Source organism: Nonomuraea sp. NPDC049625 (assembly GCF_040675285.1).
Classification (GTDB): Bacteria; Actinomycetota; Actinomycetes; order Streptosporangiales; family Streptosporangiaceae; genus Nonomuraea; species Nonomuraea angiospora_A.
Genome location: NZ_JBFAOQ010000002.1, coordinates 150,350 through 175,752, shown reverse-complemented (window position 1 = coordinate 175,752; position 25,403 = coordinate 150,350). Strand labels below are relative to the sequence as shown.

Below are 25,403 nucleotides of genomic sequence, written 5' to 3'. Positions count from 1 at the left end.
CTACGGGCGGACGGCGCGGGCGTACCAGCGGCCGTCGAGCCGGTCCACGTGGAGGGGGCGGCCGAAGCACTCCGAGAGGTTGTCCGGGGTGAGCACCTCCTCCACCGGCCCCGCGGCCAGCACCCTGGCGTCGCGCATGAGCATCGCGTGGGAGGTCGTCGCCGGCACCTCCTCCAGGTGGTGCGTCACCGTCACGGTGGTCAGGACGGGCCGGGTCGTGGCCAGGTCCTCGACGGCGGTGATGAGGTCCTCCCTGGCCGGCAGGTCGAGCCCCGCGAACGGCTCGTCGAGCAGCAGCACCGCCGGGTCCGCCATGAGCGCCCTGGCCACCCTGATCCTGGCCCGCTCCCCCTGCGAGCACACGCGGAACGGCCGGTCCGCCAGGTCCTTGCACCCCAGGTCGGCCAGCAGCCGGTGGGCCCGGTCGCGCTCGCCTTCGCCGTACTTGTCCCACAGAGGAACGCTCGTCCCCGTGTGCCCCGTGAGCACCACGGTGTGCGCGGTCGCGCCCTCCTCCTCCATCAGCTCCTCGTCGATCAGCCGCTGGCTGGCCGCGACCAGGCCGATGTGGCGGCGCAGCTCCCGCACGTCCACCCGGCCGAGCTTGTGGCCGAGCACCTTGACCGCGCCCTCGCTGGGATGCCGGACGGCGCCCGCCAGGGAGAGCAGCGTCGTCTTGCCCGCGCCGTTGGGGCCGAGGATCACCCAGTGATCGCCGTAGTCCACCTGCCAATCGACGCCGTCCAGCAGCGCCTTGCCGACAACTCGGACACCTACGCCTTCGAGTTCAACCACGTGCATCCCGCCACACTAGTGGGCCTACGATCGTCCGATATGCGCCTTCCGCATGGCCTGTCATTGGCGATCGGCACTCTCAGCGTCTTCCCGGTCCGGGTCGAGCGGGTGGACCGGGAGGTCGCGGGGCGGGCGATGACGCTGGCCCCGGTGGTCGGGCTCGCGCTCGGGCTGGTCGCCGGGCTGCCGTTGTTCCTGCCCGGGCCGCCGCTGCTGGGGGCGGCGCTGGCGGTCGGGCTGCTCGCCGTACTGAGCCGGGGGCTGCACCTGGACGGGCTCGCCGACCTGGCGGACGGGCTGGGCAGCGGCAAGCCGGCCGCTCAGGCGCTCGACATCATGAAAAAGTCGGACATCGGGCCGTTCGGCGTGATGACGCTGGTGCTGACGCTGCTCGTCCAGATCGCCGCGGCGGCCGGAGCCGGATACGCGGCGCTGGTGACGGCCTGCGTGGCCGGGCGGCTGGCGCTGACCTGGGCCTGCCGGGCGGGCGTCCCCGCCGCCCGGCTCGACGGGCTCGGCGCGATGGTCGCGGGCACGGTACGCCGCCCCGCCTCTTTGCTCGTCACCCTGGCCGCCCTCCTCGGCACCGCCGCCGTCTGCCTGGGCCTCGCCAGGGAGCCCGTGTTGCCGCTCGGCCTGGTCGCCGGGCTCGGAGCCGCCCTGCTGCTGCTCGGGCACGCGCGGCGGCGCCTCGGCGGGATCACCGGTGACGTGCTGGGGGCGCTGGTCGAGACGGCCACGGCCACCACGTTGGCGGTCTGCGCGATCCTCGGCTGAGCGCCCCCCGAGATCAGGAGGGTGAGGCGACCGGCTGCGGCACGCGTACCGGATAGAAGCGGAGCAGGGCCGCGCCGACGATCGCCATGAGGGCCCAGCCCACCAGCCCGGTCAGGCCGGCCAGCACCTCGTTGGGCGGCGCGGCGGCGTCGCCGAGCAGCAGGACGGACTGGGCGACGGCGTTCAGCGAGCCGTGGGCCACGACGGCCGGCCACACGCTCCCCGTGCGCAGCCGCAGCCACCCGATCAGCACCCCGAACAGGACGCAGAACCCCACGAAGAACAGCGCCGCCCAGGAGCTGAGCCGCTGATAGTTGTAGCCCAGGAGGGTGAGGGGGGCGTGCCAGAGGCCCCAGATGACGCCGGTGTAGACCAGCCCGAGGAGCATGCCGTTGGTGGAGACGAGCCGGGGCAGCAGCCAGCCCCGCCAGCCCCACTCCTCCCCGAGCGCGGGGATCGCGTTCAGCACGGGCCCGGCGACCACAGCGATCCCGATCTGCAGCACGACCGCCGTGGTGAGGCTCTCGGGCACGCCCACGCCCTGGGCCCGCAGCACCGCCCTGAACAGGCTGAACTGGTCGAGATCCAGCGAGAACAGCCCGACGGCGGCGCTGAGGAGCGCCGCCAGGAGCAGCAGCAGCGGCACCCCGAGCCAGGCGGTCAGGATGAGAAGGCCCGTGCGCCCCTTTCGCTCGCCCAGCGTGAGCCCGGTCTGCCTGGCCCATTCGCGGAACGGCGTGCGCGTGACCGCCCAGACGCCGAGCACCCCCACCGACGGGGTGAACATCATGACCGTGGCCAGCGGCCGCAGCAGCGGCGAGCCGATCCCGCCGGCGAACCAGAGGGGCAGCGCCGCCGCCCACGAGAGCCCGAAGGCCAGGACGATGAAGATGAGGAGAGGTCGTTTCATTGCTCCACTCGCTCCGCGATGAGGGCGTTGATGAGGGATGCGCCGCGTTCGGCGTCGTCGATGCTGATCGCGAGCCGGCCGCCGGAACGGTAGCGGATGACCAGGCACTCGCCGCCACGCAGCATGATGGTCGAACTGCCGGGCAGCCCGCGGATGCCCCAGCCCCCGACGGCGGCCGGATGGCGCGTCTCCGACCAGGCCGACTCGATCCGCGACAGAGGGATCCTGCGCGCCGGCCAGCCGAGCGGCCCGAACTGGATCACCATCCGGCCGTCACCGACCTGCACGGACACGGACGAGGTCAGCACTCCGGCCGCCAGCACGAGGACGAGCCCGGGCAGGACCGACGTCGCCTGCCCGCCGGGCACCAGACCGGTGACGTAGAGCAGGCCCAGCACCAGGATGGCGGCCAGGGCGGCGACCGGGAGCAGCGCCAGCCACCGGTTGGCGGCGTGGCCGACCCACACGGTGCGCCGGCCGGGCCTGAGCCGCAGGAGGGGCGGGATCCGGTGGGCGGAATCCTGGTCGGCCCCGCCCCTGCGCAGATAACCCACGAGGACGGCGACGCCGGTCCCGGCCGCGATGACCGCGAGGACCTGCCAGCCGGGCAGCCGGGCCGCCGCCCAGTCGGGCGCGTCGAGGTTGGCGAGCACGGTCGTGACGTTGGCGCCGAGCGCGAGCGCGCCCAGGCCGAACAGCCCGCCCCACCACACCGTCCGGCTCGGCCTGCGGGCCGTGGCCCGCTCGGCCGCGGCGAGCGCGACCAGCCAGAGCACCGCCCAGAGCAGGAACGTGACCACGATGTACGTGGTCAAGGACATCGACCGGGAGGCCAGGCCGCCCAGGCCCCATCGCGTGGCCAGGGGGTCGGGCAGCCGGTCGCGCAGCGCCAGCGGCAGCCCGATCTGCGCGGCGAGGATGAACAGCCCCCATATGACGGCGGTGATTCGGGGATTCACGGCAGGTCCTCCAGTATGGCGATGAGGTCGTCGCGGCCGTAGCCGTACTTGCGGGCCTCGTCCAGCAGCTCGCGCGCCCGCTGCGCGAGCAGGGCGCGACCGTCGGCGCGCCCCGCCACGCTGACCCCCCGGCCCCGCCTGAACTCCAGCAGCCCCTCGTCCCGCAGGTCGCGCAGCGCGCGCAGCACGGTGTTGGGGTTGATGCCGAGCACCTGGGCCAGGTCACGGGCCGGCGGCAGGCGGTCGCCGGGCCGGTAGGAGCCTTCTCCGATGGCGCGGCGGATGGCGCCGGCCACCTGCTCGTGCAGGGGCCGGGCGTCGTTGAGATCGAGCGTCAGCAGCATGATGCTAATGACACTAGCACCATTCCGCGTGACTCGCGATTGGTAGGATGAACCCCTGTTTGTGAGTACGCAGAAGACCTGGATAGCATCGGTTTACGTGACCACTGTGCGGCTGAACTCAGCAGATCCAGTCTCCATCGCCACCGACGCGTTGATCGTCGGCTTCAGGTCAGGACAGGACGGCCCACGCGCCGCCACGGGCGCCGAGTCGCTCGAGGCCGCCTTCGGCGGCAAGCTCGCCGACTCCCTCCGCGCCGTCGCCTTCACCGGCAAGGCCGGCGAGGTGGCCAAGCTTCCCACGTTCGGCGCCATCGCCGCCCCGCTGCTGGTCGCGGTGGGTCTGGGCGACTCGCCCGACGCCGAAGGCCTGCGCCGCGCCGCCGGCGCCGCCGTACGGTCGCTCGCCGGCACCTCCAGGGCCGCGCTCGCCCTGCCCACCGGCACGCCCGAGGAGACCGAGGCCGTCGCGCTCGGCGGCCTGCTCGGCGCGTACGCCTTCGCCCGTTACCGCACGAACGGCGAGCAGAAGGCCCCGGTCGCCGAGCTCACCGTGGTCTCGGGCCAGCCCGACGGCGTCGCCGAGCGCGCGGGCGTGCTGGCCGACTCGGTCGCCCTGGTCCGCGACCTGGTCAACACGCCTCCGTCCGACCTGTGGCCGGCGAAGTTCGCCGAGATCGCCGAGCAGGAGGGCGACAAGGCCGGGCTGAGCGTCGAGGTGCTCGACGACAAGCAGCTCAAGGACGGCGGCTACGGCGGCCTCATCGGCGTCGGCCAGGGCTCGGCCAACCCGCCGCGCCTGGTCCGCCTCTCCTACACCCACCCCGAGGCCGGCAAGCGACTGGCGTTCGTGGGCAAGGGCATCACGTTCGACTCCGGCGGCCTGTCGCTCAAGCCGTCGGCCTCGATGGACTGGATGAAGTCCGACATGGGCGGCGCGGGCGCGGTGCTCGGCGCCATGATCGGCATCGCCCGGCTCGGCCTGCCGGTCAACGCCGTCGGCTACCTCTGCCTGGCCGAAAACCTGCCGAGCGGCACCGCCCAGCGCCCCTCCGACGTCATCCACAGCTACAGCGGCAAGACCGTCGAGGTGCTCGACACCGACGCCGAGGGCCGCCTGGTGCTCATGGACGGCATCGCCAGGGCCGCGCAGGACGAGCCCGACCTGATCGTCGACGTGGCCACGCTCACCGGGGCGCAGATCGTCGCGCTCGGCTGGCGCACGGCCGGCGTCATGGCCAACGACGACGCCGCCAGGGAGCTGGTCGTCGAGGCCGCGAAGGCGGCGGGCGAGGGCGCGTGGGGCATGCCGCTCCCGGAGGAGCTGCGCAAGGGCCTCGACTCGCCGATCGCCGACATCGCCAACCTCCAGCCGGAGCGATGGGGCAGCATGCTGGCGGCGGGCATCTTCCTGAAGGAATTCGTGCCCGACGGCGTGCGCTGGGCCCACATCGACATGGCCGGCCCCGCCTTCAACAAGGGCGAACCGTACGGTTACACCCCGAAGGGCGGCACGGGTGCCATCACCCGTACCCTCATCGGACTCGCAGAGCGGCACGCGAGCATCTGAAACAAATGAAAAGATGACGGCATCACGAACACCCCGACAAGGAGCCTTCCTGTGGCCTATGACATCGTCGTCCTAGGTGGCGGCAGCGGCGGTTACGCCTGCGCGCTTCGGGCGGCTGAGCTGGGCAAGTCGGTCGCGCTGATCGAAAAGGACAAGATCGGCGGCACCTGCCTCCACAGGGGATGCATCCCCACGAAGGCCCTGCTGCACTCCGCCGAGGTCGCCGACGAGACCCGCGAGAGCGAGTCCTACGGCGTCAAGGCGCGCTTCGACGGCATCGACGTGCAGGGCGTGCACGCGTTCAAGGACAAGATCGTGACGCGGGCCTGGAAGGGCGTGCAGGGCCTGCTGAAGTCCGCGGGCGTGACGATCGTCGAGGGCGAGGGCCGCCTGGTCGGCCCCAACCGGATCCAGGTGGGCTCGGAGGTCGTCGAGGGCCGCAACCTCGTCCTGGCCACCGGCTCGGCGCCCAAGTCGCTGCCGGGCCTAGAGATCGACGGCGAGCGCGTCATCACCAGCGAGCACACCCTGAAGATGGGCCGCGTGCCCACGTCCGTCATCGTGCTGGGCGGCGGCGTGATCGGCGTCGAGCTGGCGAGCGTCTACCGCTCGTTCGGGGCCGAGGTCACGATCGTCGAGGCGCTGCCGCACCTGCTGCCGACCGAGGAGGAGTCCAGCTCCAAGCTGCTGGAGCGGGCCTTCCGCCGCCGCGGCATCAAGTACGAGCTGGGCGTCTTCTTCGACACCGCCAAGACCACCGAGACGGGCGTGGTCGTCACGCTGGCCAACGGCAAGACCCTCGACGCCGAGCTGCTGCTCGTCGCGGTCGGCCGCGGCGCGGTGTCGGCGGGCATGGGCTTCGAGGAGCAGGGCATCGCCATCGAGCGCGGCGCGGTCGTGGTCGACGAGCACTGCCAGACCTCCGTGCCCGGCGTCTACGCCATCGGCGACCTCATCCCGACCCTGCAGCTCGCCCACGCCGGGTTCGCGGAGGGGATCATGGTGGCCGAGCACATCGCCGGCCTCAACCCGCCGCCCATCGACTACGCGGGCGTGCCGCGCATCACCTACTCCGACCCCGAGGTGGCCTCGGTGGGGATCACGTCGGCGCAGGCGGCCGAGCGCGGCATCGAGATCGTCGAGCAGGTCTACGACCTCGCGGGAAACCCCAAGAGCCAGATCCTCGGCACCTCGGGCGCCGTGAAGGTCATCGCCCAGAAGGACGGCCCGGTCGTCGGTGTCCACATGGTGGGCCGGCGCATCGGCGAGCTCGTCACGGAGGGGCAGCTGATCTACAACTGGGAGGCGCTGCCCGCAGAGGTCGCCCAGCTCATCCACGCACACCCGACCCAGTCCGAGGCCATGGGTGAGGCGATGCTGGCCCTGGCCGGCAAGCCGCTGCACGTACACAACTAGTCCAAGCCCTCGAGATCAGAACGCGAGAGAAGAATAACGATGCCGGTCTCCGTACAAATGCCCCAGCTCGGCGAGAGCGTGACCGAGGGCACCGTAACCCGTTGGCTGAAGAAGGAGGGCGAGCGCGTCGAGGCCGACGAGCCGCTCCTCGAAGTGTCGACCGACAAGGTCGACACCGAGATCCCGTCGCCGGCCGCGGGTGTCCTCACGAAGATCGTCGTGGCTGAGGACGAGACGGTCGAGGTCGGGGCCGAGCTCGCCGTCATCGACGAGAAGGGCCAGGCGGCCGCCCCCGCCCCGGCGCCCGAGGCGGCGGCGGCCCCCGCGCCGGCTCCGCAGCCCGAGCCCGAGCCCGCCCCGGCTCCGCCGGTCTCGTCGATCCCGCAGCCGGCTCCCCCGCAGCCCGCTCCGGCCCCGGCGCCGGCGCCCGCCCCGGTCGCGGCCCCCGCTCCCGTCGCGCAGGCCGCTCCCCCGGTCGCGGAGCCCGCGCCGCTGCCGTCGGGTGAGAGCCCGTACGTGACGCCGCTGGTGCGCAAGCTGGCCAACGAGCACGGTGTCAACCTCGACGCGATCAACGGCACCGGCGTCGGCGGCCGCATCCGCAAGCAGGACGTGCTCGAGGCCGCCAAGACCCAGCGCGAGAAGGCCGCCGCGGCCCAGGCCGCCCCCGCCGCGGCTCCGGCTCCGGCCGCCGCCCAGCCGGCGCCCGCCGCCGCTCCCGCCGCGCAGGCGCCGATCACCGCGGGTCCCGAGCCCGTGGAGGTCGACACGACGCTGCGGGGCCGCACGGAGAAGATGACGCGGCTGCGCCAGACGATGTCGAAGCGGCTGGTCGAGTCGCTGCAGACGGCCGCGCAGCTCACCACGGTGGTCGAGGTCGACGTCACCAAGATCGCGCGGCTGCGCGACCAGGCGAAGGCCGACTTCCTGCGCCGCGAGGGCGTGAAGCTGTCGTTCATGCCGTTCTTCGAGCTGGCCGCCATCGAGGCGCTCAAGCAGCACCCGAAGCTCAACGCGACGATCAACAACGAGACCATGGAGGTCACGTACTTCGACGTCGAGCACCTGGGCATCGCGGTCGACACCGAGCGCGGCCTGATCGCGGCGGTCATCAAGAACGCCGGCGACCTCAACCTCGCCGGGCTGGCCCGCAAGACGGCCGACCTGGCCGAGCGCACGCGCGCCAACAAGGTGACGCCGGACGAGATCACCGGCGGCACGTTCACGCTGACCAACACCGGCAGCCGTGGGGCCCTGTTCGACACGCCGATCCTCAACCAGCCGCAGGTCGGCATGCTGGGCACCGGCGCCGTCGTCAAGCGGCCCGTCGTGATCGACACGCCTGAGGGCGAGGTCATCGCGGTCCGGTCGATGGTCTACCTGGCCCTGACGTACGACCACCGTCTGGTGGACGGCGCCGACGCGGCCCGCTTCCTCACGACGGTCAAGCGCCGTCTCGAGGAGGGCCGCTTCGAGGCCCAGCTCGGCCTGGCCTGATCCTGGGCCTGATCCTGGGCCTGATCCTGGCGTTTGCGGCCGGGCGGCTCCCCTTCCGGGGCCGCCCGGCCGTTTGCCTGCTCTGGGCCTGGCGCGGCTGGCGCGTCCGTGACGTGGGGCGGGCGTACTGTGGGGCTATGGCGATCATCGTGACGGGGGCGTCGGGGTTGCTCGGGTCGGCGCTGGTGCCGGCGTTGCGGGCCGAGGGGTGGGAGGTCGTCCGGCTCGTACGGCGCCGCCCGCGCGAAGCCGACGAGGCCTTCTGGGATCCGGCCGAGCAGGAGATCGACCAGGCCGCGCTCGAAGGGGCGCAGGCGGTCGTGCACCTGGCGGGCGCGTCCGTGGGCGACCGGCGGTGGACCCCGGCGTACAAGCGGGAGCTCGTCGCCAGCCGGGTCCAGGGCACGAGGGTGCTCGTGGACGCGATCGGCGCGCTGTCCGGCAAGCCCGAGGTGCTCCTGTCCGCCTCCGGGGTCGACTTCTACGGCGACACCGGCGACCGGGTGATCGACGAGAGCCAGGGGAAGGGCAGCGGCTTCCTGGCGGATCTGTGCGGGCGCTGGGAGGGCGAGGCCAGGCGGGCGGGCGAGGCCGGGGTCAGGACCGCGCAGATGCGGACCGGGCTGGTGCTCAGCGAGAAGGGCGGGGCGCTCGGCCGGATGCTGCCGATCTTCAGGATCGGGCTGGGGGCGCCGCTCGGATCGGGGAAGCAGTACTGGTCGTGGATCGCCGTGGACGACTGGGTCGGGGCCGCAGTGCATGTCTTGAAAAATCGTGACATTACAGGACCAGTCAATTTCACCTCGCCCTCGCCCGTGACCAACGCCGAATTCACCCGCACCCTCGGAAAAGCCCTGCGCAAGGGCACAGTGCCGATCCCGGTGCCGGGCTTCGCGCTGTCCGCGGGGCTCGGCGAGTTCGCCCGCGAGGCGCTGCTGCCCGGCCATCGCGTCGAGCCGGGGAAGCTGCTCGACAGCGGCTATGTGTTCGCCCATACCCGCCTCGACGAGGCGCTGAGCGCCGTACTGTAGTGAACCGTCCGTCTTCAACAGGTGGGAGAATCTTGACATGAGCCGGTCAGGACAGTCACACATCCTCGCCATCGGGGGCGGATCCTTCCGCCCGAGCAGGCGCTACAGCTTCCTCGAGGCCAGCGCGCTGCTGCGGTACGGCCTCGACCTGACCGGGCAGGACCGGCCGAAGCTGGGCCTGGTCGCCACCGCGGTGGGCGACTCGGACGACTGGATCCTGAAGATGTACGGCGCCTTCGCCGGGTGGGACGTCGAGTTGAGCCATCTCACCGTGTTCCCGATGCCCAATGTCGAGGATCCCCGGGCGTGGATGCTCGAACAGGACATGATCTACGTGAGCGGCGGCAGTGTGGCCAACCTGATGGCCCTGTGGCGGTTGCACGGCCTTGACGAGGCGTTCGAGGAGGCGTGGCGGGCCGGGGTGGTGCTTTCCGGCCAGAGCGCGGGCGCGCTGTGCTGGCACGTCGGCGGCAACACCGACTCCTTCGGACCTGACCTGCGCGTGTGGGCCGAGGGGATGGCGCTGCTCCCCTATTCGTGCGGCGTCCACTACGACTCCGACCCGCAGCGCCGGCCGCTGCTGCAGGAGTCGGTGGCCGGCGGCGAGCTGCCGTCCGGATACGCCGCCGACGAGGGCGTGGGGCTCCATTACGTCGGCACGGAGTTCATCCAGGCGGTGACCGTCGAGCCGGGCGGCTACGCGTACCGGGTGGAGAGCGACGGGGCCGGCGGGGTCAAGGAGTTCAGGATCGAGCCTCGACTCCTTACCCCCTGATTACCCTTCGCGGGGGCGGGACCGGCACAATAGGCTCATGCGCCCCATCGACGGGGACGATCCCCACGCACTCGCCATCGTCCGCCTCGGCGTCGACGTCCCCTACGAGCAGGCCTGGTCGCTGCAGCGCTGGGTGCACGGCAAGCGGGTCGCCGGAGAGCTGAGCGACACCGTCCTGTTCCTCGAGCACGCGCCCGTCTACACCGCGGGCAAGCGCACCGCCCCGGACGAGCGTCCGGCCGACGGCACCCCGGTCGTGGACGTCGACCGGGGCGGCCGGCTGACCTGGCACGGGCCCGGGCAGCTGGTGGCCTACCCGATCGTCGGCGTCACCGACGTCAACGCGTACGCCTGCCGCCTCGCGGAGGCCATGATCCAGATCTGCGCCGACTTCGGCGTCACGGCGAGACAGGTGCAGGGGCGCGGGGGTGTCTGGGCGGTCGGCGATCCCAGCCTGGGCCTGCCCGACCGCCAGCTCGGCGCGGTCGGGCTGCGCGTCGCCCGCGGCGTCACCATGCACGGCTTCTCCCTCAACTGCGCCAACGACCCCCGCTGGTTCAACCGCATCGCGCCGTGCGGCATCCCCGACGTCGGCGTCTCCTCGCTGTCGGCGGAGACCGGCCGCCGCATCGTGGTGGAGGAGGTCATGCCGATCGCGGAGAAGCGGCTGGCGGAGGCCCTCGGCATGGAGTCGTACGATCTCCACGAAGAGGACCTTCTCCGCAGATGACCCACGGCCTACGATCAGCCGTGTGAAGCGTGTCCTCGCTCTCTTACTCGCCCTTCTGGTCCACCTGCTGACGCTCGGCTTCGTCGCGCTGGGCGCGTGGGTGATCCTGGGGTACCCCGGCTCCCTGCTCGCGTGGCTGTTCGGCGGCGCGAGCCTGGCCATCGCGTGGGCGCTGCGGCCACGCCTGGGCGGCCTGCCCGCCGACGCCGAGGTGCTCGACCGCTCGTCGGCGCCCGAGCTGTACGGCGCCGCGGAGCGCGTGGCCGACCTGGTCGGCGTCCGGCGGCCGCGCAAGGTCGCCGTCATGGACCTGGACCCCGACACGCGCTACGACCGCGTGGGCCCGCTGCGTACCCCCGTCCTGATGATCGGGCTGCCGCTGTGGCTGGCGCTGCCGCCCAAGCAACGGGTCGCCCTGCTGGCCACGGCGTACGCGCGGGTGCCGACCGGCGACGAGCTCGTCGTGAGCGGGGCGCTGTTCACCCTGGAGGCGTGGCGGGACGCGCTGCTGGGGGCCGAACCGCTGCGGATCAGGGAGGAGGCGCAGACCAAGATCGCGGCTTCCTCGCTGGGCGCGGTGGACCACCCGGGGACCACGTACGAGGTGGCGGGGATGTTCGGCCGCATGCTCGGGCGGGTGCTCGGCGGGCCCGTGCTCCTGGTTCGGTACGCGCTGACCCGGCTGGCCCGCGCCGGCGAGAGCCGTACCCTGGCCCGGCAGCGGCAGCTGGCCCGGCGGGCCGCCTCCGAACAGGACCTCGCCGAGCTCGACGGGCTGGCCGGCGGCGGCTACCTGGCGCCGATGCAGGCGGCGGCGCTGCGCGGCGAGAGCGTGGCGGCCATCAGGCAGGGCGCGCTGGCCCGCTCCAGGCTCACCGACGACGGGGTGCTCACCACTCCCCCGCACTCGGAGCTGCTCGGCACGCGTGAGTCCGAACGCGTCGACGACGAACTGCTCGCCCACTACACGCGCGCGATCCGCGGCTTCGGCCTCATCTCCTGACCCCCGGCCGGGCTGCATTTCCAGGAGACGTAAGCTGGGGACGTGACCGTTGCCCCTGAAGGCCGAAAGCTCCTCCGCCTGGAGGTGCGTAACGCCGAAACCCCTATCGAGCGCAAGCCCCCGTGGATCAAGACCAAGCTGAAGACGGGCCCCGAATACACCGAGCTGAAATCGCTCGTGCGCCGGGAGGGCCTGCACACGGTCTGTGAAGAGGCGGGCTGTCCCAATATCTACGAGTGCTGGGAAGACCGCGAGGCGACCTTCCTCATCGGCGGCGACCAGTGCACGCGCCGCTGCGACTTCTGCCAGATCGACACGGGCAAGCCGAAGGAGTACGACCGCGACGAGCCGCGCCGCGTGGCCGAGTCCGTGCAGCAGATGGGCCTGAAGTACGCGACCGTGACCGGCGTCGCCCGCGACGACCTGCCCGACGGCGGCGCCTGGCTCTACGCCGAGACGGCCCGCCAGATCCACGGGCTGCTGCCCGGGTGCGGCGTCGAGCTGCTGGTGCCCGACTTCAACGGCAACCGCGACCAGCTGGAGGAGGTCTTCTCCAGCCGGCCCGAGGTGTTCGCGCACAACGTCGAGACGGTGCCGCGGATCTTCAAGCGGATCCGTCCCGCGTTCCGCTACGAGCGGTCCCTCGCGGTGATCACGACGGCCCGCGAGGCCGGGCTGGTCACCAAGTCCAACCTGATCCTGGGCATGGGCGAGACGCGCGAGGAGGTCGTCGAGGCCATGCGCGACCTGCACGCGGCCGGCACCGACCTGCTGACCATCACCCAGTACCTGCGGCCCACGCCCCGGCACCATCCGGTGGAGCGGTGGGTGAAGCCCGAGGAGTTCGTGGAGCTGCAGGCGGAGGCCGAGGCCATCGGGTTCGCCGGTGTGCTCTCGGGGCCGCTCGTGCGCTCGTCGTACCGGGCGGGCCGCCTCTACAAGCAGGCCATCGAGGCTCGCCAGACGGCCTGACCTCCCAGCCTCCGGCCCCGGGACCCGTACGGTCCCGGGGCTGCTTCATACCCGGCCACGCTCATGACCCCGCCACCGCAAAATCGTTCGAAGTCCTTTGACGGCTGGTTACTGTTCTCGGCATGCCGGAGTCTTTCGATCAACTGTCCTTTGACGGCCTCCCGCCGGCGTCTCGCGATGAGATGGTCCCGGGATTGCGCTACATCGCCGGCTGGCTCGCTCCCGACGCCTGCGCGTCGTTGCTCTCGTCCCTCGACGCCGCCGAGTGGTCGACACAACTGCGAAGACGAGTGCAGCACTACGGCCACCGCTACGACTACGGCCGCCGAAGTGTGGCGAGGGATCCCCTGATCGCCGCCGCTCCACCGATCCCGGGATGGGCACGACAGCAGGCCGTACGCCTGGTCCGCGAAGGGATCATGGACAGCGAAGCGAACCAAGTGATCATCAACGAGTACCAGCCGGGGCAGGGCATCAGCCCACACGTCGACTGCGTGCCCTGTTTCGGCCCGGTCGTCGCCGCGATCTCCCTGGGCTCCGCCTGCGTCATGGACTTCACCCATCCTGCGGACGGTACGAAGGTGGCGATATCTCTCGCCCCCGGCAGCCTGTGCGTCATGTCAGGACCTGCCCGATACACCTGGCGTCACAGCATCGCCGCACGCAAGAGCGACCCCACCGCGGCAGGCCGCGTCCCGCGCACGCGGCGCGTGTCAGTGACCTTCCGCACGGTCAACGACCCGGCACCGTAACCGGGCTTTCGGCTCCTGTCGGTCGAAGCCCATCACCGGCAAATGTTGCAAATACGGCACTAGCATGGCAGGCAGGCGACCCCGGGAGCGGACATGGCGGTTCTGATCCGCACGAGTGACCTGCCCGCCAAGCGACGTCACGACGCCTGGCGGAGCATCGTGTGTGACACGCTCGGCCCGCTCGACTGCAGGATCGCCCCCGGCGCCCCGCTGCGGGGCGAGATCGTGACCGGCGGGCTGGGCTCGGTCACCGTCGGCCGGATCCGCACGTCCACGCCCCACAGCGTGCACCGCACCCCGGGCATGATCGACAGCGGCAGCCCCGAGATGTACCGCGTCGTGCTGGCCCTGGAGGGCAGCCCGCGGCTCTCCCAGGACGGGCGGGACGCGCAGCTCAGCCGGGGCGACTTCGCGATCTACGACTTCACCAGGCCCTACGAGCTGGCCTACGACTCGGCGGTGCGGCTCGCGCTGTTCAGCTTCCCGCGCGACCTGCTCGCGCTGCCGTCCGGCGCCGTGGACGCGCTCGCCGCCGTCCCCATCACCGCCGAGACCGGCGCCGCCGCGCTCGCCGTGCCGCTGCTGCGCCGGGTGGCCGAGGACATCGAGACGTACCGGCCGGGCAGCGCCGCCAGGCTGTCGGGCATCGTGACGGATCTGGTCAGCACCGCCGTCGCCGAACGCGTCGAGCTGACGCGGGCATTGCCGGAGGACTCCCGGCAGCGCGTGCTGCTGATGGAGATCCACGCCTTCATCGAGCAGCGACTGGGCGACATCGGCCTCGACCCGGCCGCCGTCGCCGCCGCGCACCACATCTCCGTGCGCTACCTGCACCGGCTGTTCGAGGCGGAGCACACCACGGTGGCCGCCTGGATCCGGCAGCGGCGGCTGGAGCGGTGCCGCGCGGAGCTGGCATCGGGTGGCACCCGGTCCGTGAGCGAGATCGGGGCCCGGTGGGGGCTGCCGGACTCGGCCCACTTCAGCAGGCTCTTCAAGAGCGCGTACGGGATGCCGCCCGCCGAATACCGGCGCCTGAACACCGTGCGCTGAACACCGTGCGCTGAACGTCAATCCGCCTGGCACCCAGATCCAAGACCGGCACCCCCTTCGATCGGCAGACTGAAGGCACATCGAAGGAAGGGATGAGGAAAATGCAGCTGTTCGTCAATCTGCCGGTCAAGGATCTCGAGCGGTCGAAGAAGTTCTTCGCCGAACTCGGCTTCAACCTGTTCGGCATGGCCGAGGGCATGGCGTCGGTGATCATCAGTGAGCAGACCCAGGTCATGCTGCTGACCGAGCCGACGTTCGGCTCGTACATCACCAAGGAGATCGCCGCCGCCGACACGGCCACGGAGGCGATCCTGGTGCTGGGCATGGAGAACCCGGCCCAGGTGGACGAGCTGGTGGACAAGGCGCTGGCGCTCGGCGCCACCCCGGCGGGCGTGAAGCAGGAGGACGGCATCCGCTACCAGCGCGGCTTCGCCGACCTCGACGGACACCACTGGGAGGCGCTGTGCCTGGCGCAGCCGGCCGCCTGAGCGGCAAGGCGATCTCGGCGGACGGGACCGTCATCGCCTTCGACAGCTACGGCGAGGGGCCCGCGGTCGTCCTGGTCCACGGCGCGTTCGGGGTGCGGGGCCACGTCACGCCGGCCGGCGTGGCGGCCGCCCTGGCGCCGTGGTTCACGGTGTACGACTACGACCGCCGGGGGCGCGGCGACAGCGGGGACACCCAGCCGTACGCGGTCGAGCGGGAGATCGAGGATCTGGCGGCGGTCATCGAGGCGGCGGGCGGGTCGGCCATGGTGTTCGGGGGCTCGTCGGGGGCCGCGCTGGCGCTGGAGGCCGCGGTGCGGAACCCGGCCGTCACGAAGCTGGCCCTGTGGGAGCCGCCGTACCACGTGGACGACAGCGCGCCCCCGCTGCCGGACGACTTCGCCGCGCGGCTGGAGGCGCTGGTGAGGGCGGGCAGGCGGGGCGAGGCCGTCGAGCGGTTCATGGTGGAGGCGGCCGAGGCGCCGCCGGAGGCGGTGGCCGCGATGCGCGCACAGCCGTCCTGGGCGCAGGTGGAGGCGCTGGCCCACACCCTCGCCTACGAGGCCGCCGTGCTGGGGCCGGGCAACGCGCTGCCCGCCGGGCGGCTGGCCGCCGTCAGGCAGCCGACGCTGGTGCTGAACGGCGAGGACAGCCCCGGGTGGATGTCGAACGCGGGGCTGGCGGTCGCGGCGGCCGTACCGGGCGCGGTACGGCGGGTCCTGGAGGGCCAGGCGCACAACGTGGCCCCGCAGGCGCTGGTGCCCGAGCTCCTGGAGTTCTTCGCCACCGCCTGAGCCCTCCGCCTGAGCCCTCCGCCTGAGCCCTCGCCTGAGCCCTCGCCTGAGCCCTCGCCTGAGCCCCCATGAGCCCCGCCCGAGCCTCATTTGAGCCCCGCGCGAGCTGGTGAAGACTGGGCTCGTGGACTTCGACGAACTCATCGCCCGGCTCGACCTCCGTACCAAGGTCCGCCTGCTCACCGGGGCCGGCATGTGGTCGCTCCCGCCGCTGCCCGAGATCGGCCTCGATCGGCTCGTCATGAGCGACGGCCCGATCGGCGTACGCGGCGAGCAGTGGAGCGCGGTCGATCCCTCGATCGCGCTGCCCAGCCCGACCGCGCTGGCCGCCACCTGGGACGTGGACCTGGTCCGCCGGGCGGGCCGGCTGCTGGCCCAGGAGGCCCGGCGCAAGGGCGTGCACGTGCTCCTCGCCCCCACGATCAACCTGCACCGCTCCCCGCTCGGCGGCCGGCATTTCGAGTGCTTCTCCGAGGACGCGTACCTGACGGGCGAGATCGGCGCCGCGTACGTCGAGGGTGTCCAGGAGGGCGGGGTGGCCACCACCCCGAAGCATTTCGTGGCCAACGACTTCGAGACCGACCGCTTCACCGCGGACGTCCGGGTGAGCGAGAAGGCGCTGCGCGAGGTCTATCTGCGGCCGTTCGAGCGGGTGGTGCGGGCCGGGGCGTGGGGCCTCATGACCGCCTACAACTCGGTGAACGGCATGACCATGACCGAGCACGCCGAGCTGGTGAACGGGGTGCTGAAGGGCGAGTGGGGGTTCGACGGGTTCGTGGTGTCGGACTGGACGGCGGTGCGTACGACCGAGGCCGCGGCGCTGGGCGGCACCGACGTGGCGATGCCGGGCCCGCACGGGCCGTGGGGAGAGAGGCTGGAGGCCGCCGTACGGGAGGGGCGGGTGCCCGAGTCGGTCGTGGACGATCGGGTGCGCCGCATCCTGCGCCTGGCCCACCGCGTCGGGGCCCTGCACGGCGCGGAGCCCCCACCCACCGAGGAGCGACCCGCCACCGACGCCGCGGAAACGCCGGCCGTCGATGAGTGGCCCGCCATCGACGGGGTGGCGCTGGCGCGTGAGGTGGCCACGCGCGGCTTCACGCTGCTCACCAACGACGGCATCCTGCCGTTCCGGCAGATCAGGACCATCGCCCTGATCGGGGCGGCCGCCGCCGAGGCGCGCGTCATGGGCGGCGGGAGCGCGCAGGTCTTCCCGGGCCGGATCGTCTCGCCGCTGCAGGGGCTCGGCGAGCGGGCCGAGGTCCGGTTCGCGCTCGGCACCGACCCCCGGATCCGCCTGTCCCCGCTCCCCGGCCCGGCCATGGCCGCCTTCCTGGACGCCGATGGCGCGGTGCTGTCGGAGCAGCCGCTGGCCACGGCCGAGGCGCGGTGGATCGGCCAGTTGCCGCCGGGCGTGGACGGCGACCGGCTGGCGGCGGTCCGGCTGCGTACCACGTACACACCGGACGTTTCAGGCGAGCACCAGCTGTCGGTCGCGGGTGTGGGCGCCTTCACCGTCGCCGTCGACGGCGAGAGCGTCTTCGACGAGAGCATCGGCCCGGACGGCGACGACCCCGCCATGGCGTTCCTGTCGCCGCCCGAGCGGCGGATCAGCCTGCCCATGGCCGCCGGGCAGGCGTACGAGGTGGTCGTGACGCACCCGGCCGGGGCGTTCGGCGGGATGGCGTTCGTGTCCTTCACGGCCGGCCACGCGAACCCCGGCCCCGGCGAGGACGAGCTCATGGCCGAGGCCGCACGGGTGGCGGCGGAGTGCGACGTGGCGGTGGTCGTGGCCGCGACCACGCCCGAGGTGGAGAGCGAGGGCTTCGACCGCGCGGACCTCAGGCTGCCGGGGCGGCAGGACGAGCTGATCCGCGCGGTGACCGCGGCCAACCCGCGCACCGTCGTGGTGGTCAACGCGGGCTCGCCGGTCGAGCTGCCGTGGGCGGAGGAGGTGGCGGCCGTGCTGCTCACCTGGTTCCCCGGGCAGGAGGCGGGGGCGGCGCTGGCGGACGTGCTGTTCGGGGACGCCGAGCCGGGCGGGCGGCTGCCCACGACGTGGCCGCGGCGGCTGGAGGACGCTCCCGTGGTCGACGTGACGCCGGTGGACGGTGTGGTGGCCTATGAGGAGGGGACCTCGATCGGCTACCGGGCGTGGGAGCGCACGGGCCGCGCGCCGGCGTTCTGGTTCGGGCACGGCCTGGGCTACACCACCTGGTCGTACGACTCGATCGCGGCCGAGGGCACGAGTGTGACGGTGGCGGTCACCAACACCGGCGACCGCCCGGGCCGCGAGGTCGTGCAGGTGTACGTCGACAGGGCGCTGGCCGGGTTCGACGTGGTCGAGGCGGCGCCCGGGGAGACCGTGATCACGACCGTGTTCCTGCCCGAGCGGACCTTCCAGGTCTGGGAGGAGGGCGGCTGGCGGACCGTCGAGGGCGTTCACACGGTCGAGGCGGGCCGCCACGCGGCCGATCCGCGCCTGTCCGCGACCGTGAAGATCTAGCCGGGCGCGAAATGACGGGGTCACGTTTTCCATACCGCACCTGTTGGTTTGTATCCTTCAGAGCATGGCAAAGTCCGAGGATCCAGAGAAGCCGGGGCGCATCAAGCAGCTCCGCATGATCGCGCAGATCATCAAGCAGGCCAACCCCAAGGGGTTGCCCATCGTCTTCCTTTCGGCGGTGGGCACGCTGGCTGTGGTCGTCGTGATCGGCCTGGTCACGGACTACTTGTGGTATTCGGTGTTCATCGGTGTGCTGGCCGCGCTCACGGTTGGTCTGGTGGTCTTCGGGCAGCTCGCCCAGAAGGCCCAATATTCGATCCTGCACGGCCAGACGGGTGCCGCGGCGGCGGTGCTGCAGGGCATGCGCGGCAACTGGCAGGTCACCCCTGCCATCGCGGTCAACCGCGACCAGGACCTCATCCACCTCGTGGTCGGCTATCCGGGCGTCGTGCTGGTGTCCGAGGGGCCGGGCAACCGGGTGGCGAAGATGCTGGCGGCCGAGAAGAAGCGGGTCGCGCGGGTGGTCCTGGGCATCGAGATCTACGACATCCAGTGCGGTGACGGCGAGGGGCAGGTGCCGCTCGGCAAGCTGCAGCGCCACCTGATGAAGCTGCCGCGCAACCTCAAGAAGCCCGCGGTCAACGAGGTGAAGGACCGGCTGCGCTCGCTGCCGAAGAACATGCCGCTGCCCAAGGGCCCCATGCCCAAGGGCGCGCGCATGCCGCGCGGCCCCAAGATGCGCTAGTGCTGTCCTCCTCCGCACGGGCCAACCGCTGGTGGTGGGACGGCAACGCCGACGACTACCAGCTCGAACACGGCGAGTTCCTGCGTGACACCGGGTTCGTGTGGTGTCCCGAAGGCGTCGACGAGGCCGACGCGCACCTCCTCGGCGAGGTGCGCGGTCGGCGCGTGCTCGAGATCGGCTGCGGGGCGGCGCAGTGCGCCCGCTGGCTGGTGACGCAGGGCGCGCAGGTGGCCGCCTTCGACGTCTCTCACCGGCAGCTGCGCCACTCCCAGCGCATCGACCTCGACACGGGGCTGTGCGTGCCCGTGGTCCAGGCCGACGCCGAGTCGCTGCCGTTCGCCGCGGCCGCCTTCGACCTGGCCTGCTCGGCGTTCGGGGCGCTGCCGTTCGTGGCCGACCCGCTCGCCGTCTTCCGCGAGGTGCGGCGGGTGCTCAGGCCGGGCGGCCGGTTCGTGTTCTCGGTGAGCCATCCGATCCGGTGGGCGTTCCCGGACGATCCGGGGCCGCGCGGGCTGACGTCCGACCGGTCCTACTTCGACCGTTCCCCTTACGAGGAGCACGACGAACGGGGCACGGTCACGTACGCCGAGCACCATCGCACCATGGGTGACTGGGTGAACCTGCTGGTCGCCTCCGGGCTGACCGTCACGGGGCTGCTGGAGCCCGAGTGGCCGGAGGGGCACGAGCGGGTGTGGGGCGGCTGGAGCCCGCTGCGCGGCCGTCACCTCCCGGGCACGGCCATTTTCAGCTGCGCGCGTACCTAGCGGCCATGGCGTGGAAGACCTCCTTGGGCTCCCAGCGCCGCTCGTCGAGCATCCTGACCACGCCGTAGGAGCCCAGGTCGGCCTCGCCGGGCCGGTTGAAGGCGGCGAACGTGAACCACAGCGCGGTCTCCACCCCCTCCTGCTCGAAGACGTCCATCAGCTCGGTGAAGTAACGCACCTGCTCGCCCTCGTCGCGTACCGCGTCCTCGGGCACCACCCAGGCCGAGCCGCCGCGCTCCCCCGCGCCGCGGTACGCGCAGGTGCCGAACTCCGTCACGGCGACCGGTTTGCCGTGCTTGAACTGGTCGCTTAGCTCGTCCGCGAAGTCGTGGGCGTTGTAGGCGGCGCGGTAGGCGTCCACGCCCGCCACGTCGAACGGGGCCCAGTCGACCGGCTCCCACGGCGCCGAGGCGTAGCTCAGCCGGCCGCCGAACAGCGGCCGCACGGTCTCGGCCACCTTCGCCAGGTAGGCGTTGAAGCGCGGCATGACCTGCATGAGGGACGTCCACCACTCCATGTCGCCGGCCATCATGGCGCCGAGCCGGTCGCCGTACCCGTCGCCGTCGATGAAGCCGTGGCCGAAGGCGGTGATCTCGCAGCCGGTGACCAGCACGACCTCGGCTCCGTCGCGGCGCACCGACTCGGCGCGCCGGGCCGCGTCCGCGAAGACCTCCAGCATCGCGTCCTGGGTGAGGTCCACGGGGAACGGGGTGAACCAGATCTCCAGCCCGGCCGCCGCGGCCTCCCTGGCGGCCGCCTCGACGCGCTCGGGGTCGCGGCCGGAGATGCGTACGGACGCGCAGTGCAGGTCTTCCGCGATCGTCCGCATGTCGCGCCGGACGTCCTCGATGTGGAACGACCTGCGGCTCAGGCTGTCGCCCGGCAGGAACCCGACATCATAGTTGATCCCCTTTTTCATGATTTGTCCCCTTTTTTACGTATGTGAGGCCGTGCTCCAGGAGGTCGAAGGCCAGCTCCACGTCACCTGCCAGGCGCCGGCCCGCCTCCTCCAGCGGCTCGCCCGTCGCGATGCGATGGAAGAAGGCCTCCTGGATGGTGGTGACGGCGGCGGTGATCTGCCCGGCCATGAGCCGCGCGGTCAGATCGTCGCCGGGGTAGGCTTCCCCTAGGGCCTCGGCCAGCTCGTGGCGCTCGCTCATGTGCATCGCGTGCAGCGCGCCCATCAGGGCCGGACTCGACCCGATCACCCGCACCCTGGCCAGCAGCGCTTCGACGTCCACCGCTCCCGCGCCCCGGGCGGCCATCGAGCGGTAGTGCTCGCGCAGCGCCTGAAGGGGCGAGCGCCCCTCGCCCCGCCCGGCCACGATCGCCGCCAGGTCCTCCTTGACCCCTTCGGTGACGAGGCAGTCCTTGGTCGGGAAGTAGTTGAACAGCGTCACCTTGGCGACCCCGGCCGCCTCGGCGATCTCGTTGACGGTCACCGCGTCGTAGCCGCGCTCGTCGAACAGCCGCAGCGCCACCTCGGCGATCCGCCGCCGCGTCTGCTCCTTCTTCCGCTCCCTCAACCCCATGAGGGCAGCATAAACCGTACCGGGTACATTTTTGAACCCGGTACGTTTTTTTACCCGGCTACATGCGGACGACCATCGTGTTGGAGACGCGGTCGTGCACCCCGCGGTGGTCGCGGTCCCAGATCAGGGCGGGCACGGCCAGGCACAGGAGCACCGAGCGCACCAGCACGGGCAGCCAGCGCGGGTCGCCGCCGTCCATCGCGGCCACCCTGAGGCCCGCCAGCCGGTGGCCGAACGTCTGCCCCATGAACCCGACCAGGATCAGGTATTGAACGGCGAAGACGGCCGCGGGCGCCCACGGCTGCTCGGCCGGGTCGATCCTGAGCAGCAGCTGCACGACGACCCACGTGCAGATCATCCAGTCGATGACCAGCGCGGCGATCCTGCGCCCCCAGCCGGCGATCGACCCGCTGCCCTCCTCGGGCAGCCCCAGGCGCTCCCCCGGGTATCCGAGATCGACCCCGGCGGACCTGACCCCGCCCAGCCAGGTCTGCGTCCACCGAGGCTCCTTGCTGCTCATGCCCTCAACGGTATCCGCCCGGTGGGCCGGTCGGCATCGTGACCCAACCGCGTCGCAGAACGGCCATCATGTACGCCATGCCACACGGGGATGACCTTGACGCGCGCTTCAACGAGCTGGTCGCGCAGATAGACGAGGAGCAACAGCGCAGGATGCGCGCCGCGGCCGTCAAAGGCGCGAAAGAACAGCGGCGTACCGACCGCTTAGCCAGGCGCGAGAGCAGGTCGGCGCGCTTATCCGGAGGACCCGGGGGACACGGGGGACACGGGTCCGAGCCGCAGCGGCGGATCGGGCGGGCCTGGATCGCGATGGCCGTGATCACCTCGCTGATCACCGCCGCGGGTGTGATCGTGACCTTCCGCCCCGATCTGCTCACCTCGGGCGTCGTCGTGGACGACCCACCGGTGCCGATCGCCGAGCCGGCCGTCGAACCCGCCGGCAACCCGGCGGACGAAGCCGCCGAGGAGCCGACGGAGGGGGCGAGCGAGGAGCCGACGAGCCCGTTCGCCGGATCCCCCGCCGAGAAGTACGCCGAGGGGGCCGCCGGATTCGCGTTGCCGGAGGCGAAGGCGCTGGGCGGGCTGTCGAAGAAGGACGTCGCGAAGGGCCTGAAGCTGACCCGCGAGCTGATGGCGGCGGCCTTCCTCGACAAGAAGGCGGTCCTGGGCGGCAAGCCGTCGGCGTTCACCAAGCTCCTGAGCCCCGACCAGCGTGACTGGTTCCTCCGGGACATGAAGAAGCACAAGGGCTCGGCGGCCTACGTCATCCAGTTCGCCAAGGGCACGGCCGAGTTCTCCACCGATGTGATCAAGGTGCACGGCCGCGTCAAGCTGGGCACGTTCAAGGACCGCTGGCGGCGCGGCGTCGAGCTCAAGCTGAACCACATCGTCGTCTACGCCGTGCACCGCCCGGGCCGGCCGGACACCACGATCCGGGTCGTCGCCCATCCCAAGGGCCGCGTGTGGCTGTACCGCGAGGAGGGGCGGCTGGTCGCGTGGCCGCTGCGTTGGGGGGCGAGCAGCACCCCGGCGAGCTGCGACACGCGCGACGGCTTCATCCATCCCGTGTACGAGGATTCACCTCGGGGTACGGTGGCGCCGACCGGCGCACCCGTAGATCCGTACGAGCTGGAAGAGGACGATTCCGAGGGATGCGTCGCTACGCAGGGCACCTGACCTGCGTAACATGTGCGAAACAATCGAGACACCACACGGAAACGGCCACGCCCTAGCGTCGGCATGATGGCCAGTCCCCAGGGAGGTTCGAGAGTGTTCAACTCCGCCGACGACGTCCTGAAGTTCATCAGTGACGAAGGGGTGCAATTCGTCGATGTCAGGTTCACCGACCTGCCGGGGACGACGCACCACTTCACCTTCCCGGTAGAAAACTTCAGCGCGAGCGTCTTCACCGACGGACTCATGTTCGACGGCTCGTCGATCCGCGGTTTCCAGGCGATCCACGAGTCCGACATGCTTCTGCTGCCCGACCCGTCCAGCGCCGTGGTGGACCCGTTCCGCCAGCACAAGACGCTCAACCTGAACTTCTTCGTGCACGACCCGCTGACCGGCGAGGCCTACAGCCGCGACCCGCGTAACGTCGCGCGCAAGGCCGAGGAGTTCCTTCGGGGCACGGGCATCGCCGACACGGTCTACTTCGGCCCTGAGGCCGAGTTCTACATCTTCGACGACGTGCGCTTCGAGACGAAGCAGAACGCCGGCTACTACTACATCGACTCCATCGAGGGCGCCTGGAACACCGGCAAGGCCACCGAGGGCGGCAACCTCGGTTACAAGCCGCGCTACAAGGGCGGCTACTTCCCGGTCCCGCCGATGGACCACTTCACCGACCTGCGCTCTGAAATGGTGCGCAACCTCATCGAGTGCGGCATCGACGTCGAGATGCAGCACCACGAGGTCGGCACGGCGGGCCAGGCGGAGATCGACTTCAAGTTCGGCACGCTGCTCAAGACCGCCGACAACCTGATGCTGTACAAGTACATCATCAAGAGCACGGCGCTCGAGTACGGCCACACGGTCACGTTCATGCCCAAGCCGATCTTCGGTGACAACGGCTCCGGCATGCACTGCCACCAGTCGCTGTGGAAGGACGGCTCGCCGCTCTTCTACGACGAGGTCGGCTACGCGGGCCTGTCCGACACGGCCCGCTACTACATCGGCGGCCTGCTCAAGCACGCGCCGTCGCTGCTGGCCTTCACCAACCCGACGGTCAACTCCTACCACCGCCTGGTCCCCGGCTACGAGGCCCCGGTCAACCTGGTCTACTCCCAGCGCAACCGTTCGGCCTGCGTCCGGATCCCGATCACGGGCTCCAACCCGAAGGCCAAGCGCATCGAGTTCCGGGTGCCCGACCCGTCCTGCAACCCGTACTTCGCCTTCGCGGCGATGCTGATGGCGGGCATCGACGGCATCCGCAACAAGATCGAGCCGCCGGAGCCGGTCGACAAGGACCTCTACGAGCTGCCGCCGGAGGAGGCCCGCAACATCCCGCAGGTGCCCGGCTCGCTCACCGACGTGCTCAACGCGCTGGAGGAGGACCACGACTACCTGCTCGAGGGCGGCGTCTTCACGCCTGACCTGATCGAGACGTGGGTCGCGTACAAGCGGGAGAACGAGGTCGACCCGATCCGCCTGCGCCCGCACCCGCACGAGTTCGAGCTGTACTACGACGTGTAGTCCGGCCCGCACACGGCGAACGGCCCGGGACCGATCACGGTCCCGGGCCGTTTCACGTCGCGAAACGTCACGCCGGGAACTCGAACCGGGGCTCGGACGGGCCGAGGATCGCGGAGTCCGGTGTCACGGGCCAGACGGCGGCCAGCTCGTCCGAGAGCGTGGCCAGGAGGGAGTCGACGTCCTTCCCGGCCGTGTCGTGCAGCGCCTCGGCGACGATCAGGACGTCGGTGGTCGTGTCGCGGACGGCCGAGAGGCCGCTCTGGCGGTTGGTCCAGCGGCGGGCGTGCGCCCTGCCCTCGCCGTCGGCGAAGATCACCTCGCCGGGCGGCGGGTGCTCGGTCTCGCCGGAGAAGGTCAGGTACGTCTCGTCGCCCGCCGCGTACCTGACCTCTACATACTGCGTGATCTTGGAGACGTCGAACACCGCCACCGGGATCGCGTACGCGATGGAGACCGCGTTGCAGAGGTCGATCAGCGGGTGCAGGCGCGGGAGCGCGCCTTCCTTCCGGAAGCGGCGCAGCAGGGACTCCGAGGCGCAGCGGTACTGGGTCGGTTTGAGGCCCATCTTCGAGAACGCCCGCCGCCACGCCTGGATCTCCGGCAGCTCGCCCTCCGAGGAGGTCGCGAGCCGCTCCGCGGCGAGCTCGCCGAACCGGGAGACCTGGTCGTCGACGGAGACGCCCGCCGAGACACCGGACGCGACGAGCACGCCGGGCACGAGCTCCGGGAAGTCCCGCCAGATGTCACTCGAATGCTGGAAACGCACGGTCCACCTCGCCATCCCCGGAC

At 71.4% G+C, this 25,403-nt stretch carries 26 protein-coding genes; 18 read left to right on the top strand and 8 right to left on the bottom strand.

Annotation, left to right across the window (positions count from 1 at the left end):
• A complete protein-coding gene (locus AB0J87_RS08170) occupies positions 1-801 on the bottom strand; it encodes an ATP-binding cassette domain-containing protein (protein ID WP_350728852.1) in 801 nt (266 codons plus the stop codon).
• 33 nt (positions 802-834) lie between these two features.
• Here AB0J87_RS08170 and AB0J87_RS08165 point away from each other — a divergent pair, with 33 nt between their 5' ends.
• Entirely contained in the window at positions 835-1,572 is a 738-nt protein-coding gene (locus AB0J87_RS08165) for an adenosylcobinamide-GDP ribazoletransferase (RefSeq protein WP_363963393.1), read from the top strand.
• Positions 1,573-1,585: 13 nt separating this feature from the next.
• Here AB0J87_RS08165 and AB0J87_RS08160 read toward each other — a convergent pair whose 3' ends face one another.
• From AB0J87_RS08160 to AB0J87_RS08150, 3 genes are read right to left on the bottom strand one after another with little or no spacing between them, the layout of a single operon-like run.
• Positions 1,586-2,482, bottom strand: a complete 897-nt coding sequence (locus tag AB0J87_RS08160) for a CPBP family intramembrane glutamic endopeptidase (RefSeq protein WP_363963391.1) — start codon at positions 2,480-2,482, stop codon at positions 1,586-1,588.
• On the bottom strand, positions 2,479-3,441 hold the full coding sequence (locus tag AB0J87_RS08155) for a hypothetical protein (RefSeq protein WP_363963389.1): 963 nt from the start codon (positions 3,439-3,441) through the stop codon (positions 2,479-2,481). The genes AB0J87_RS08160 and AB0J87_RS08155 overlap by 4 nt, the downstream gene beginning before the upstream one ends.
• Entirely contained in the window at positions 3,438-3,785 is a 348-nt protein-coding gene (locus tag AB0J87_RS08150; protein ID WP_185072825.1) for a GntR family transcriptional regulator, read from the bottom strand. The genes AB0J87_RS08155 and AB0J87_RS08150 overlap by 4 nt, the downstream gene beginning before the upstream one ends.
• A gap of 97 nt (positions 3,786-3,882) precedes the next feature.
• Between AB0J87_RS08150 and AB0J87_RS08145 the strand changes: the two genes are divergently transcribed.
• From AB0J87_RS08145 to AB0J87_RS08075, 15 genes are all read left to right on the top strand, one after another.
• The gene (locus tag AB0J87_RS08145) at positions 3,883-5,352 is read left to right on the top strand and encodes a leucyl aminopeptidase (RefSeq protein ID WP_350728845.1); all 1,470 of its coding nucleotides are present in this window, start codon (positions 3,883-3,885) and stop codon (positions 5,350-5,352) included.
• Between the two features lie 51 nt (positions 5,353-5,403).
• Positions 5,404-6,768 carry a dihydrolipoyl dehydrogenase gene (gene lpdA, locus AB0J87_RS08140; RefSeq protein ID WP_350728843.1) on the top strand — a complete coding sequence of 455 codons (1,365 nt, stop codon included), beginning with the start codon at positions 5,404-5,406 and terminating at the stop codon, positions 6,766-6,768.
• Between the two features lie 39 nt (positions 6,769-6,807).
• The gene (gene sucB, locus AB0J87_RS08135; protein ID WP_363963386.1) at positions 6,808-8,265 is read left to right on the top strand and encodes a 2-oxoglutarate dehydrogenase, E2 component, dihydrolipoamide succinyltransferase; all 1,458 of its coding nucleotides are present in this window, start codon (positions 6,808-6,810) and stop codon (positions 8,263-8,265) included.
• A 137-nt stretch (positions 8,266-8,402) separates the two neighbouring features.
• Complete coding sequence (locus AB0J87_RS08130) at positions 8,403-9,296, top strand: TIGR01777 family oxidoreductase (RefSeq protein ID WP_363963384.1); 894 nt, start codon at positions 8,403-8,405, stop codon at positions 9,294-9,296.
• A gap of 37 nt (positions 9,297-9,333) precedes the next feature.
• Positions 9,334-10,071: a peptidase E gene (locus AB0J87_RS08125; RefSeq protein WP_350728838.1), complete on the top strand. Its 738-nt coding sequence runs from the start codon at positions 9,334-9,336 to the stop codon at positions 10,069-10,071.
• Between the two features lie 37 nt (positions 10,072-10,108).
• Positions 10,109-10,801 carry a lipoyl(octanoyl) transferase LipB gene (lipB, locus tag AB0J87_RS08120; protein WP_363963382.1) on the top strand — a complete coding sequence of 231 codons (693 nt, stop codon included), beginning with the start codon at positions 10,109-10,111 and terminating at the stop codon, positions 10,799-10,801.
• 22 nt (positions 10,802-10,823) lie between these two features.
• Positions 10,824-11,804, top strand: a complete 981-nt coding sequence (locus tag AB0J87_RS08115) for a M48 family metallopeptidase (protein ID WP_363963380.1) — start codon at positions 10,824-10,826, stop codon at positions 11,802-11,804.
• 42 nt (positions 11,805-11,846) lie between these two features.
• Positions 11,847-12,776 carry a lipoyl synthase gene (lipA, locus tag AB0J87_RS08110; protein ID WP_350728831.1) on the top strand — a complete coding sequence of 310 codons (930 nt, stop codon included), beginning with the start codon at positions 11,847-11,849 and terminating at the stop codon, positions 12,774-12,776.
• A 194-nt stretch (positions 12,777-12,970) separates the two neighbouring features.
• Entirely contained in the window at positions 12,971-13,528 is a 558-nt protein-coding gene (locus AB0J87_RS08105) for an alpha-ketoglutarate-dependent dioxygenase AlkB (RefSeq protein ID WP_363963378.1), read from the top strand.
• A gap of 93 nt (positions 13,529-13,621) precedes the next feature.
• A complete protein-coding gene (locus AB0J87_RS08100) occupies positions 13,622-14,578 on the top strand; it encodes a helix-turn-helix domain-containing protein (RefSeq protein ID WP_363963377.1) in 957 nt (318 codons plus the stop codon).
• Positions 14,579-14,670: 92 nt separating this feature from the next.
• Positions 14,671-15,066, top strand: coding sequence for a VOC family protein (locus AB0J87_RS08095; protein ID WP_355206124.1), 396 nt, complete (start codon positions 14,671-14,673; stop codon positions 15,064-15,066).
• A complete protein-coding gene (locus AB0J87_RS08090; protein ID WP_363963375.1) occupies positions 15,042-15,857 on the top strand; it encodes an alpha/beta hydrolase in 816 nt (271 codons plus the stop codon). Before AB0J87_RS08095 ends, AB0J87_RS08090 begins: the two co-directional genes overlap by 25 nt.
• 124 nt (positions 15,858-15,981) lie before the next feature.
• The gene (locus AB0J87_RS08085; protein WP_363963373.1) at positions 15,982-18,360 is read left to right on the top strand and encodes a glycoside hydrolase family 3 C-terminal domain-containing protein; all 2,379 of its coding nucleotides are present in this window, start codon (positions 15,982-15,984) and stop codon (positions 18,358-18,360) included.
• Between the two features lie 64 nt (positions 18,361-18,424).
• On the top strand, positions 18,425-19,105 hold the full coding sequence (locus AB0J87_RS08080; protein ID WP_350728818.1) for a DUF4191 domain-containing protein: 681 nt from the start codon (positions 18,425-18,427) through the stop codon (positions 19,103-19,105).
• Positions 19,105-19,869 carry a class I SAM-dependent methyltransferase gene (locus AB0J87_RS08075; RefSeq protein WP_363963371.1) on the top strand — a complete coding sequence of 255 codons (765 nt, stop codon included), beginning with the start codon at positions 19,105-19,107 and terminating at the stop codon, positions 19,867-19,869. The genes AB0J87_RS08080 and AB0J87_RS08075 overlap by 1 nt, the downstream gene beginning before the upstream one ends.
• On the opposite strand, the gene AB0J87_RS08070 is transcribed toward AB0J87_RS08075, so the two are convergent.
• Genes AB0J87_RS08070 through AB0J87_RS08060 form a run of 3 tightly spaced genes read right to left on the bottom strand, consistent with a single transcriptional unit; the run spans position 19,850 to position 21,921 of the window.
• Positions 19,850-20,788: a hypothetical protein gene (locus tag AB0J87_RS08070; protein ID WP_363963369.1), complete on the bottom strand. Its 939-nt coding sequence runs from the start codon at positions 20,786-20,788 to the stop codon at positions 19,850-19,852. The genes AB0J87_RS08075 and AB0J87_RS08070 overlap by 20 nt on opposite strands.
• The gene (locus tag AB0J87_RS08065; RefSeq protein ID WP_363963367.1) at positions 20,766-21,401 is read right to left on the bottom strand and encodes a TetR/AcrR family transcriptional regulator; all 636 of its coding nucleotides are present in this window, start codon (positions 21,399-21,401) and stop codon (positions 20,766-20,768) included. Before AB0J87_RS08065 ends, AB0J87_RS08070 begins: the two co-directional genes overlap by 23 nt.
• Positions 21,402-21,459: 58 nt before the next feature.
• Positions 21,460-21,921, bottom strand: a complete 462-nt coding sequence (locus tag AB0J87_RS08060) for an RDD family protein (RefSeq protein ID WP_363963365.1) — start codon at positions 21,919-21,921, stop codon at positions 21,460-21,462.
• Between the two features lie 77 nt (positions 21,922-21,998).
• Here AB0J87_RS08060 and AB0J87_RS08055 point away from each other — a divergent pair, with 77 nt between their 5' ends.
• Entirely contained in the window at positions 21,999-23,096 is a 1,098-nt protein-coding gene (locus tag AB0J87_RS08055; protein WP_363963363.1) for a hypothetical protein, read from the top strand.
• A 93-nt stretch (positions 23,097-23,189) separates the two neighbouring features.
• Entirely contained in the window at positions 23,190-24,614 is a 1,425-nt protein-coding gene (gene glnA / locus AB0J87_RS08050) for a type I glutamate--ammonia ligase (protein WP_350728806.1), read from the top strand.
• A gap of 67 nt (positions 24,615-24,681) precedes the next feature.
• Here the strand turns inward: glnA and AB0J87_RS08045 are convergent, their stop codons facing one another.
• Positions 24,682-25,380, bottom strand: a complete 699-nt coding sequence (locus AB0J87_RS08045; protein WP_363963361.1) for a phenylalanine--tRNA ligase beta subunit-related protein — start codon at positions 25,378-25,380, stop codon at positions 24,682-24,684.
• Between the last annotated feature and the right edge of the window lie 23 nt (positions 25,381-25,403).